Raw genomic sequence first — 12125 nt, 5'->3', positions numbered from 1 at the left:
GTTATTCACCCAAACATTTTTTGAAGAAGTTATCGTAAACGGTAATCATTTCCTCGGTCCAGAATGCTGCACCGCCGTGGTCTGCGCCGCGAAGAAGATACAGCTGTACATCTTTTCCGGCATCCTTTAATGCGTGGTAGAGATCGACACTCTGCTGGCAGAACACCATCGTGTCCTTGGTGCCGTGTGCGATCAGCATCGGCGGGAAATCCTCGTTCACGTATGTTTTGGAGCAGGCTGCCTTAGCCTCCTCAAGATGCTCGGTAATGTCATAGCCCATCAGCATGCCCTCCGGGCTGTCTGGTTTCTGATGGTTCAGCGTTATCGGATAGCCGTACGGCAGTGTCACATCAACAGCTCCGTACAGATCGATAATACCGCATACCTCGCAGCTTTCCTCATTGATCGGCTCGTCAAGTTTTCCGCTCTTTGCGGTCATGCCGGCAACGGAAGAAACCTGTCCGCCGGAAGAATCTCCCATCAGGAACATCTGCGATGGATTCAGCTTGTATTCCTCCGCATGCGCACGCAGAAAACGTACCGCATTTTTTGCGTCGATGATCTGCGCTGGGAAATGTGCGATTCCGCTGTGACGGTATTCGACGATTGCAACAACGTAGCCGCGCTGCGCCAGACGGGCGATCATGCCGACCTTCTGGTAGACATACTGTTTCATCCAGGCGGATCCCTGAATAAATGTGATGCACGGCCAGGTGCGCTCCGGGTGCGTCATCTGGAATGGTGTGAAAATTTCCAGATGAAGATTGTGCGCCTCGTCGTAGACAACTTCATGCGCATAGCGGATCTCAATTTCCTCTCCGGTCACCGGAATTTCCACGGCGCCGTCTACCGCGTCTGTGTAGTCCGGCATTGTCTCATACGTGTAGTTTGATGGTTCAATGATCATGTGTAAAAACCTCCTTTTTCTAAAACCCCTTTTTCGGTCCGAAACAGCAATCCACAGGATTTACAATTTCTTCGACTCCTCATATGATTTTAACTCGGAAAGCGCCTCACCTGCAAGTGGATACAGTGCAATAATGTTGAAAATTGTCATCAGCCCGATGCCGACATCACCAAGATCCCACACAAAAGTGTATGCGGCAATACCGCCGATAAACAGCATTACAAGTGCAAGAACCTTGTAAGCGGTCTGGAAACACCACTTGTCACCGAACAGGTAGGCAACGTTGCTTCTTGCATAGAACAAAATGCCGAGGAACGTGGAAAAGCTGAACAAAAACAGCGTAAGTGCGATAAAAATCACACCGAATTTTCCCAGATGATACTGCATGGCGGTCTGCAAAAGATCCATGCCGGAAAGGCCATTAATCAGATCCTTTGGTGCAAGCAGCATAATCATTGCGGTGCAGCTGCAGATGACGATCGTGTCAACGAAAACGCCGAGCGCCTGTACAAGGCCTGCTTTGGCCGGACGGTCACATTCTGCGGCGGCAGCGGCGCATGGAGCGGAGCCGGAACCGGCTTCATTCGAAAACAGACCACGCTTTACACCGTTCATCAGAACAGCACCAAAACCGCCGGCTGCCATCTGACGAAGTCCGAAGGCTTCCTCAAAAATGCGTGCAAACACAGAAGGAATCTGACGGAGGTTGACTGCGATGATAAACAGTGTGATAAAGAAATAGCAGACTGCCATGACAGGAACTATAAAATCCAGCACCTTTACGGTTGCATTTTTCCGCAGTACGATGATTGCAGAAAGAATCACCAGCATGATACTGGTGTAAAGCGGCGGAATGGAAAATGCATTTTTAAAAGAAGAAGCCACGGAGTTGCTGATTACCTGACTGATACCGCACCAGCAGATCAGACCGGCAATGGCAAACAGAACAGCCGGCAGAACGTATCGTTTTTTCTTCTTGAGGTGGTCTTCAACCAGATCGTGAATGTAGTAGGCAGGACCGCCGCGGTAGCCGCCGTACAGAGGATCTTCTTCTTTGTGAAGCTGTGCGAGCGTAGCTTCGATAAACGCGGTAGACGAGCCGATGATAGCCGTCACCCACATCCAGAACACAGCACCTGCGCCTCCGGCGGAGACTGCAGCGACAACGCCGACCAGATTTCCCATACCGACACGCGTTGCGGTGGAAACGATCAGTGTCTGAAAAGAAGAAAGGCTGCTTTTTTCATTTTTCTTTTCCGACAGGGCACGGATCATGTCCGGGAACAGACGGATAGGAAGAAAACGTGTCCGGATCGTAAAATAGATGCCGGTTGGGATCAGCAGAAGAATCAGAAGGGAGATTCCGAGACTGCCGCCGCCCGGGAGCGGAATCGTAAAAAGATCGCCCCAGAGAAAGTTGTAGACTGTGGTGATGAGATTGACAATCATGTTTTCAAAAACCCTCATTTCAAAATATTTGCGGCACTGTGAAACGTCAAAGCATAAAAGCACCGTTACCTGCTATTATATCGGTTTCTGTTTGGAATGTAAAGAAGGGAAGAGAAAAGATAAGAGGCAAATATCAGCTTTTTCCGAAACCAGAAAAAGTTGATATCTGCCTCTTAAAAATTTTTCAGTCGTATCAAAAGATCAGCCTGCGAGATGCAGCATCTCGATCAGGAACAGCCAGCTCAGGCCATAGAATGTAACGACAGCGACAAGGTCGTTGACCGTCGTGATGAGCGGACCGGAAGCAACCGCCGGATCGATGTGGATCTTTTTGAAGAACAGCGGAATGCAGGTGCCGACTGCACTGGAAATCAGCATTGCCAGCAGCAGTGCGATGCCGATGCAGGCGGAAACGGAAAATGCGAACATCATGGTCTTTCCCTTGAATAAGAAGATGAAAAGTCCGATGACAGCAAAGGACAGAACACCAAGCAGAAGACCATTGCAGAAACCGATGCGCATTTCCTTGAAAACAAGCTGTAATTTCTGTTTTCCGGTCAGGGACTCATCCATCAGGACACGGATGGTAACAGCCAGGGACTGGGTACCAACGTTTCCGGCCATGTCGAGGATCAGGGACTGGAAGGTCATGATGATCGGAAGGGTTGTGACAACCTGTTCGAAAATACCGACTACAGAAGAAACCAGCATGCCAAGACCGAGCAGGATGATCAGCCATGGAAGACGTTTTTTCATACTGTCTTTTAACGGCTCTTTTAAATCCTCCTCTGCGGTCAGACCTGCGAACATCGCGTAGTCCTCACCCATCTCATCATCAACCAGGTCGATGATGTTTGATGATGTGATGACACCGAGCAGGCGGTTGTCATTGTCGAGGACCGGAATAGAATCCTCGGAATAATCCTTCAGTTCTTCGATACACTCGTTGATCGGCTCCTCTGCATATACGTACGGGTAAGAAGTTACGGTCAGATCCTCGAGCGTCTCGTCGCGTCTTGCGATGATCAGGTTTTTCAGATCGATCGCTCCGTAAAATTTCTGCTGCGCATTGACAACAAAGATGGTAGAGATGTTGTCGTTCTTTGCGGCCTGATCGATCAGGCTGCTCATCGCCTGTTTGACATTCAGATCCTCGCGGATGATGATGCAGTTTGTCGTCATGCGGCTACCGATTTCATCTTCATCGAAGGAGGCGATCATCTCAATATCGTGGCGTACTTCCGGATCGAGCAGTTCGATCAGAAGTTTTTTCTTTGCTTTGTCGAGTTTCTGCAGAACCTCGGCCAGTGCATCGGTCTCCATTTTGGAGAGGATGGAAGCGGCTTTTTTGACATCCATCTCTTCGAGGTACTCGGCTACGTTGTCGGATTCAGCATACTCAAAAATATCGGACAGCATGTCCGTGTCCAGAATGCGGTACAGTTTGCATCGCTCCGGAACCGTTAAAAGCGGCAGAACATCTGCCAGGTCATTTTCGTGGTAATCTTCCAGGCGGCTGCCCATGACAGCCGGAGAAGAGTTACTGCGGATTGTATCCAGGATCTCCTGGGTATAATCCTGTACTCGTTTTTCCATTTTTTCGTTATCCTCCATTCTTTTTTTGACAGCAGAAAAAAACATGCGTGCTGTCGGTGCGAAAAAGCATGTTGGAACCCTCACAGGGCAGTAAAAGCACACGAAAAAAGAACCAGAGAATTACGTTTCAAAACTGGTTTGGATCATGTGTCTTACTTCGGGTTTTCATAGGATAAGAAGGGAAAATATTTAAGATTAAAGCAGGACAGAAGGATGGCCGTCATCCTGCATATTTTCCGGTTCCCGTCCTATGCTGGTACTTCGCCCATGAGAATCACAACTATCCATTCTGTTCACCTGCCTTTTTTTAGAAATTTTTTGATCAAACAGCCGTTTTTGCCGGTCTGTTTCGCTTGAAATACGGGATTCAAAAATCATCCCTCAAGTATTCTAACTGCTTTCCAGAAAAAAATCAATTCCTATTTTGGTAAAATTTTCGCAACATTCTTATCTCGTTTCTGTTTCTCCTCGTAAAGCATTGCATCCGCATGCGCGAGCATCTCCGGAAGTGTGGAATCCATGTCTTTCGGAAGCAGATAAAAGCCGGTGGAAACGGTAATATTATATGCTTTTTCGTTCGTTCTATTAAAAATGTCGAATGCGGAGTGCAGCGTCCGGTACAGATCCCTGGACATTGTTTCGTCGGAACACGGAACAAGACATGCGAATTCATCGCCGCCGATGCGTCCGCAGACACCGCGTTTGCCGATGGAATCCTGCAGAAACTGTCCGACAAGGCGGATGGAGAAGTCCCCTTCTTCATGCCCGTATCGGTCGTTGATGATCTTTAAATTATTGAGATCCGCATAGACGGCAAGCAGGATGTGCTAAGAAAATAATTGCAATTGTCTAAAAAATGTTTGAGCTCTGAATTCACAGACAAAACTTTATAGAAACTTAAGATTTTCCTTTGCGGACCTAAAGATTCCTTTGGTACAGTAAGGATGAAAACAAAAGACATCTGGCAACTTGAGGGAATTTGCGGTACAATCATCTTTGAATCATGTGGGAGGTCCGGCGCGGAAAAAAAGTGCCGGAAAAGAAAAAATGAAAGGTGGAGAAAGAAGAAATGTACAACATTTTAGTATGTGATGATGATAGAGAGATTGTAGACGCCATTGAGATTTATCTGACCCAGGAGGGCTATCATGTGCTTAAAGCATATGACGGCATGCAGGCCATCCAGATGCTCGAGAGGGAGGAGATTCAGCTGCTGATTATCGACGTCATGATGCCGAAACTGGACGGCATCCGTGCGACGCTGAAAATCAGAGAAAAGAGCAGTATTCCGATCATTATTCTGTCTGCGAAATCAGAGGACGTAGACAAAATTCTGGGACTGAACATCGGCGCGGATGATTACGTGACGAAGCCGTTCAACCCGCTCGAGCTGGTGGCGAGGGTGAAATCTCAGCTGCGGCGCTACACGAAACTTGGAAATCTTCCGGCGGACGACGGAGAAAATGTGTATCAGGTCGGCGGGCTTCTCGTCAATGACGATTTAAAAGAAGTCAGCGTCGAGGGCGAACCAGTCAAACTGACCCCGATCGAATACAACATTCTCCTGCTGCTGGTAAAAAATCCAGGCAAGGTATTTTCGATTGAGCAGATTTATGAGAGTATCTGGAACGAGGAAGCGATTGGTGCGGATAATACAGTTGCGGTTCATATCCGTCACATCCGCGAGAAAATCGAAATCAACCCGAAGGAGCCGCGCTATCTGAAAGTTGTATGGGGAATTGGGTATAAGATTGAGAAACAATAATAAGGAGTGAATAATTGTGAAAGAACGAAAACTCTACAGCCTGACGGGGAAGCTGATCGTTTTTCTTCTGCTGATCGTTTTTGCCGCCAGTGCGCTGTTCGGGGGCATTCAGACACTGATGCTTTCCAGCGTCGGCCTGACGCCGAATGCGGCAGCAAAAAAGTATGCGTTTGAAGAAACCACCGCATGCGGCACACTGGTGCAGCGGCAGCTTCATAACGTCATGAGCTACTATAATGATATGAGTAAATTCGGCACAAACGGTCGATACGACGGAACAAAAGAGATTGATTACCGTGCCTTTGCAACCGATGGAGAGGGAAGCGGCGGGATAAGTACAACGTACACCATTGACCAGCTTGTCAAGATGTACGATGACGGCAGCAGCGCAGACCTCAATGAGGTGGCAGCGTATACTGCGGACAATTATGCGACGAACGATGCCGGAATTGACAAAGAAGCCTATCTTGCATACGAAGATGGAACTGACGTGAGCCAGGAAACAGAAGAGACGGATGTAGCCGCACTCACCGAAGAAGTGAGCGCGGCAGATGCAGAGACGTTTGACAGCTTTTCCCCGGACGGCGAGGTCTACTTTCCTTCCGATAATGCAGTGAAAAGCCTGAAAGAGAAAAAAATTGATCCTGCTGATGTTTCCTCCCAGTTTTTGTATCTATACGATCAGGGAATGAGCCTGGAAACGCAGAAAACGAAAGCGGGAACGTACCTCTATGAGTACGCGGCGGCAAATCTGAAAAAGGTATCCATCCGCGATCTGTATATGACACTTTCCGGGGTCACGGAAGAAGTTGCTGCTTTTAAAAACCAGGAGAGCGGCATCAGCGTCGATGCGGACGATGCCAATCTCTGGTACTGTCTGGAGGATAAAGAAGGAAATATCTATACGAATGTGGATTCCTGGAAAAATGGTTACACAACAGCCATTGCGCAGAAATCGCCCTATCCGTTCGCCTTTGCTGTTGACCGGACCGGCGGTGCCGACAAAGTCCGTTCTTATGCAACAAGAAAAAACAGCCCGGCCGTGGAAGCAGCGAGAAGCTATCTACTGAACAATCAGATTGCAGATAATTATCAGAAGATCTTTGTTGCACTGGATCCGGATCTGGCAGCAAGCGACTATTTCTCCCAGTACAGTGAGATCTACAGCCAGTGGCTTCCGAAAATGCAGCTCCTTCTTCTGATGATTGCAGTTGGCGGAATCGGAACGCTGGTCTGCCTGGTCCTGTTCACACTGCAGGCAGGAAGAAATGGAAAAAACAAAGAAATCCGCCTTTACTTTTTCGATCAGTGGTACACGGAAATCGCAGCTGCAGCCGCCATCCTGATTGTGATGGGAGCAGTTGGAATCGTTGCTGTCTGCATCGAACTTTCCTACGGCGGCGTTCATTATATCCAGAATTTTGACGGAAACTACATCTACAGCGGATCCTATGGAAATGAAGCAGATACATGGCGAAGCCTGGTGGCCGCATCGGGCATCCTCGCCGGATTTCTGATCACACTGATTCCGTACTGCTCACTGGTGCGCCGGATCAAAGCACGCAACGTCTGGAAACAGTCGTTTTTGTACTGCGTCGGCCACCGGATCGTGTCTGCCGGAAGAACCTTCTATGAAGGCAGACAGGAGTCGGAGCGAACGATCCTTATGTTCTGCGTTTTCTGCGGCGTGCAGATCATTCTCTGCTGCGGCTTCGGAATGTTCGGCGTATTCCTTACCCTGGTGATGGATGCCGCAGTGCTGCTTCTTCTGCTGCGCGAGGCATCCGGAAGAAAACAGATTGAACATGGCTTAAAAGAGATTGCTGCGGGCGATCTGGATTACAAGATTGACCTGACGGAGCTGCAGGGGGAAGACAACCTTCAGCTTGCCGGAATTGTCAATTCGCTCGGAGAGGGAATGAAAGCGGCAGTGCAGGAGCAGATGAAGAGCGAGCGCTTAAAAGCGGATCTGATCACCAACGTATCCCACGATATCAAGACACCGCTTACTTCTATTATTAATTATGTCGATCTGCTGAAACGGGAAAATATTGAAAACGAGAAAGCGAAAGATTATATCCGCGTACTCGACGAAAAATCACAGCGCCTGAAACAGCTGACGGAGGACCTTGTCGAGGCATCGAAGATCAGCTCCGGAAATATTAAACTGGAATTCATGAACCTGAACCTGAATGAACTGGTACAGCAGGTGAACGGAGAATTTGCGGAGCGGTTCGAAGGCCGCAATCTCGACCTGATCTGTATTCTCCAGCCGGAACCGCTTCTGATCCGTGCGGACAGCCGCCGCATCTGGCGCGTGCTTGAGAACCTGTACGTAAATGTCTGCAAATATGCCATGCCGGGAACACGGGTTTATGTGGATGCCATCAAAAAAGACGGAAAGATTCAGCTCTCGATTAAGAACATTTCCGAGAACCCGCTGAACTTCCAGGCAGATGAACTGACGGAGCGTTTTATCCGCGGCGATGTCAGCCGGAGCACCGAGGGCAGCGGCCTGGGTCTTTCAATCGCAAAGAACCTGACGGTATTGCAGCATGGAAGCTTCAACATTTATCTGGACGGCGACCTGTTCAAGGTTACGATTACGTTTGATGAAGCTGTAAAGGAGAAAAAACCGATGCCTCCGATGATCGTACCGGAAGCGGTACAGGAGGAAGCACAGCAGGATGCCTGAGAAGTGTTGAAAAATAAAAGAGAATAGAAAACGACAACTCCCCGCCGGGAAACACGCAGCAGATGCGGTTCCCGGCGGGGAGTTGTTTATGAAATGCAGTTTATTTATTCGTTTGTTTCGTCTGTTTCTGTCTGTTCAGCCGGGCTTGCAGATTCCTCTTCCGAAGCAGTTTCTGCAGCATCGGTAGTTTCAGCCGGAGCAGCGTCATCGGAACGTTCAGTCAGCGGGCTTGGTCTGTCCATTGCTTCCAGTGCCCGCAAGGATTCTTCTTCCGGTGTCAGAACCTTGTTTTCTTCCTCAGGCATATAGAATGGGAAGATTTTGTTTACAAAGAACCAGGAGCATCCAAGCGCTACCGTGGAAAAGCCCAGAAGGAACATCAGAAGAATCAGATAGCTGACAATCTTTGTCGTGGAGAATACATAGATCAGCAGTGGACAGAGATTGACGAGCAGGATCATGATGGTCCACGGCAGGTGGCGGATTGCCATCAGGATGGAGTTCTTGATTGTGTTTTTTACAGTATTGTCAAAGCGGCTCAGTACCGGAAATACATAGGAAAGTACCATGGCCTCGAAAAAGATCAGTACCAGGAAAACAAAACGCAGGTAGGTGATGGTACCCGGCATTCTCATGACCAGCAGAAGATCAAGAATCAGAACAATCAGAACCGCCAGCAGGATGAGCCAGATGGCAGTTGCCTGCTTGAAGTTTTCGCGGAAGGATTTCCAGTAGGTACGGAAGATATACGTCTCCTCATTTTTGATCATCTTCAGCGTGACGTAGTACATTGCTGTGAAATTGGCGCCGATTGTCACAATCGGGATACACATAATAAGGAAAATAATGTTCAGCATCATCAGGTCGAAGACACGGCCCATAATCTGCGAGAACTTACTGTCCAGGCTGAAAAAACTCATAATTTGTTCCTCTTTTCTGTTGAATTAAGTGTGCCGCCGATTAACGTTCCGGCTGGCAGACATCATAGAAAAGTATAGCGAATTTTTCAGAAAAATGCAATGAAGAGAATATAAACTTTTCGTTTCGTCATTTTGTATAAGAGTGAACATTTTGTTTGTGCAAAGTGGACAGAAGAGAACGGTTCGAGAAAATCCGAAAGCAGAATTGCCAATCTGCCGGAGGAAAGTTTGTGTAATTGTGGCATGGTCGAATGCGGGTAGAAAAGGTATACTAGTCCCATAAGCAAGAGAGATGCAAATGCAAAACTCATAATAAAACGCATGATGTTCATTTAGGGAGGATTCAAAAATGGCAAGTTTATCTTTACAGCACATTACAAAAAGATATCCGAACGGTTTTGAAGCAGTAAAAGACTTCAACCTGGAAATCGCTGACAAAGAGTTTATCATCTTCGTAGGACCATCTGGATGTGGTAAATCTACAACACTTCGTATGATCGCAGGTCTTGAGGAGATCTCCGATGGTACTCTGAAAATTGACGATAAAGTAGTAAACGATGTAGAGCCGAAAGACCGTGATATCGCAATGGTATTCCAGAACTACGCTCTGTATCCGCACATGACCGTATATGATAACATGGCATTCGGCCTGAAACTGAGAAAAGTTCCGAAAGATCAGATCGACAAACAGGTTAAAGAGGCAGCTAAAATCCTTGACCTGGAGAAACTGCTTGACCGTAAACCGAAAGCTCTTTCCGGTGGTCAGAGACAGCGTGTTGCTATGGGACGTGCAATCGTACGTGATCCTAAAGTATTCCTTATGGACGAGCCTCTGTCAAACCTGGATGCAAAACTTCGTGTACAGATGCGTACCGAGATTTCCAAACTGCATGAGAGACTGGGCGCTACCATCATCTACGTAACACATGACCAGACCGAGGCTATGACACTTGGTACCAGAATCGTTGTTATGAAAGACGGAGTTGTTCAGCAGGTAGATACCCCGCAGAACCTGTACAACGCACCGGGCAACCTGTTCGTTGCAGGATTCATCGGATCTCCGCAGATGAACTTCCTGGATGCAAAAGTAAAAGTTAACGGAAACGATGTAACTCTTACTGTTGGTAAATACAACATGAAACTGCCGGCTTCCAAAGCAAAAGCAGTTATCGACGGCGGATATGACGGAAAGACCGTTGTTATGGGTATCCGTCCTGAGAACGTACATGATTCTCAGATGTTCATCGAGACTTCCAAAGACAGCGTAGTTGAGTGCAAGATCAACGTATACGAGCTGTTAGGTGCAGAAGTTTACCTGTACTTCGATTGCGAAGGCTTCCCAATGACAGCCCGCGTAGATCCTCGTACAACTGCAAGAAGCGGCGATACCGTTAAATTTGCTCTGGATATGGAGAAAGTTCATCTGTTCGACAAAGAGACAGAGATCACCATTACCAACTAATCTATATGAACATCAGCGCGTATGCGCAAACATAGAGAAAAGGATCGACATCCGTTCGGATGCCGGTCCTTTTTGCATATGCACCGCCCTCCTTTTGCGAAGCAAAAAATAGTTGCCAATGAGAAAAAAATAAGCTATAGTTATAGATAAGATGCACCCTGGAGTAAAATACGCCAGGAGAAAGGAAGTGGCAGATTTGGTATCAAGTCAGGTATTACAGAAAACCCTTGATGAATTAAGAAATATTACGAGAATTGATTTATGTGTGACGAATACGGATGGTGTTCTGCTGGTGACCACATTCCCGGAAACCGCGATTGATGCAGAAAGCATCCGTTCTTTTGTATTATCCGCTGCGGACAGCCAGATTGTACAGGAATATCATTATTTTAAAGTATATGACAACCAGAATGTGGAGTATATTCTGATTTCCAAAGGAAGCAGCGACGATGCATATATGATCGGAAAGGTTGCCGTATGTGAGATTCAGAATCTTATCATTGCATACAAAGAGCGTCTGGACAAAAACAACTTTATTCAGAACCTTCTTCTCGACAATCTTCTTCTGGTGGATGTCTACAACCGCGCGAAAAAGCTTCGCATCGACACAGATGTGCGCCGCGTTGTTTACATGGTAGAGACGAAGCTGGAAAAAGACATCAGCGCACAGGAGACAGTAAAGAGCCTCTTTGCTTCAAGACCGAGAGATTTCATCACCGCAGTCGATGAGAAGAGCATTATCATTGTAAAAGAACTGAAGGATACCGACACCTTCGAGGATATGAACCAGACCGCAAGAATGCTGGTTGATATGCTGAATGCAGAGGCAATGTCCCAGGTACGTGTTTCTTACGGAAATCCGGTCAGCGAGATTAAGAGTGTTTCGCGTTCCTACAAAGAAGCGAAGATGGCGCTTGAGGTAGGAAAAATTTTCTACGCAGACAAAAATGTGGTGCCGTACAACAATCTTGGCATCGGCCGTCTGATCTATCAGCTCCCGATTCCGCTGTGCGAAATGTTTATGACCGAAGTCTTCGGCGAAAATCTGCCGGATACGTTCGATGAGGAAACACTGACCACAATCAATAAATTTTTTGAAAATAACCTGAATGTGTCCGAGACATCCCGTCAGCTCTATGTACACAGAAATACTCTGGTGTACCGTCTGGAGAAGCTCGAGAAGAGCACAGGACTCGACATTCGTAAATTTGACGATGCGCTGACCTTTAAAATTGCCATGATGGTCGTAAGCTACATGACGTATATGAACAACAGCGAAAATCTGTAAAACCGTTCAGAGCCGTACAGGATTGCGGGAGTGCAAAGCACGG

General features: G+C 47.4%; 9 protein-coding genes. 4 read left to right on the top strand and 5 right to left on the bottom strand.

Going from position 1 to position 12125, the window contains the following annotated elements; genetic code table 11:
* Position 1: 1 nt before the first annotated feature.
* The 4 genes from DW642_RS08900 to DW642_RS08885 form a co-directional block, all read right to left on the bottom strand.
* On the bottom strand, positions 2 to 907 hold the full coding sequence (locus DW642_RS08900) for an alpha/beta hydrolase (protein ID WP_117509949.1): 906 nt from the start codon (positions 905 to 907) through the stop codon (positions 2 to 4).
* 60 nt (positions 908 to 967) lie between these two features.
* Complete coding sequence (locus DW642_RS08895) at positions 968 to 2356, bottom strand: alanine/glycine:cation symporter family protein (RefSeq protein ID WP_055226893.1); 1389 nt, start codon at positions 2354 to 2356, stop codon at positions 968 to 970.
* A 201-nt stretch (positions 2357 to 2557) separates the two neighbouring features.
* A complete protein-coding gene (mgtE, locus tag DW642_RS08890; RefSeq protein WP_022461398.1) occupies positions 2558 to 3952 on the bottom strand; it encodes a magnesium transporter in 1395 nt (464 codons plus the stop codon).
* A 419-nt stretch (positions 3953 to 4371) separates the two neighbouring features.
* Positions 4372 to 4773: a GGDEF domain-containing protein gene (locus tag DW642_RS08885; RefSeq protein ID WP_179965882.1), complete on the bottom strand. Its 402-nt coding sequence runs from the start codon at positions 4771 to 4773 to the stop codon at positions 4372 to 4374.
* A gap of 248 nt (positions 4774 to 5021) precedes the next feature.
* On the opposite strand from DW642_RS08885, the gene DW642_RS08880 reads away from it, so the two are divergent.
* Both DW642_RS08880 and DW642_RS08875 read left to right on the top strand, forming a co-directional pair.
* The gene (locus tag DW642_RS08880; protein ID WP_022461396.1) at positions 5022 to 5717 is read left to right on the top strand and encodes a response regulator transcription factor; all 696 of its coding nucleotides are present in this window, start codon (positions 5022 to 5024) and stop codon (positions 5715 to 5717) included.
* A 16-nt stretch (positions 5718 to 5733) separates the two neighbouring features.
* Entirely contained in the window at positions 5734 to 8412 is a 2679-nt protein-coding gene (locus DW642_RS08875; protein ID WP_117509947.1) for a sensor histidine kinase, read from the top strand.
* Between the two features lie 104 nt (positions 8413 to 8516).
* Here the strand turns inward: DW642_RS08875 and DW642_RS08870 are convergent, their stop codons facing one another.
* Entirely contained in the window at positions 8517 to 9332 is an 816-nt protein-coding gene (locus DW642_RS08870; RefSeq protein WP_242991158.1) for a YesL family protein, read from the bottom strand.
* 349 nt (positions 9333 to 9681) lie between these two features.
* On the opposite strand from DW642_RS08870, the gene DW642_RS08865 reads away from it, so the two are divergent.
* Positions 9682 to 10794, top strand: a complete 1113-nt coding sequence (locus DW642_RS08865) for an ABC transporter ATP-binding protein (RefSeq protein WP_055219170.1) — start codon at positions 9682 to 9684, stop codon at positions 10792 to 10794.
* A gap of 196 nt (positions 10795 to 10990) precedes the next feature.
* On the top strand, positions 10991 to 12082 hold the full coding sequence (locus tag DW642_RS08860; RefSeq protein ID WP_055219318.1) for a PucR family transcriptional regulator: 1092 nt from the start codon (positions 10991 to 10993) through the stop codon (positions 12080 to 12082).
* Positions 12083 to 12125 lie beyond the last annotated feature (43 nt).

It is taken from the genome of Blautia sp. AM23-13AC, from assembly GCF_003435675.1.
Taxonomy (GTDB): domain Bacteria; phylum Bacillota; class Clostridia; order Lachnospirales; family Lachnospiraceae; genus Fusicatenibacter; species Fusicatenibacter saccharivorans.
The sequence above is the reverse complement of the archived record's forward strand: the minus strand, read 5'-3'. Positions and strand labels throughout refer to the sequence as shown.

Coding starts and splice junctions, on each gene's coding strand:
- DW642_RS08900 (WP_117509949.1), bottom strand. CDS start 907: ATGATCATTGAACCATCAAACTACACGTATGAGACAATGCCGGACTAC.
- DW642_RS08895 (WP_055226893.1), bottom strand. CDS start 2,356: ATGATTGTCAATCTCATCACCACAGTCTACAACTTTCTCTGGGGCGAT.
- mgtE (WP_022461398.1), bottom strand. CDS start 3,952: ATGGAAAAACGAGTACAGGATTATACCCAGGAGATCCTGGATACAATC.
- DW642_RS08880 (WP_022461396.1), top strand. CDS start 5,022: ATGTACAACATTTTAGTATGTGATGATGATAGAGAGATTGTAGACGCC.
- DW642_RS08870 (WP_242991158.1), bottom strand. CDS start 9,332: ATGAGTTTTTTCAGCCTGGACAGTAAGTTCTCGCAGATTATGGGCCGT.
- DW642_RS08865 (WP_055219170.1), top strand. CDS start 9,682: ATGGCAAGTTTATCTTTACAGCACATTACAAAAAGATATCCGAACGGT.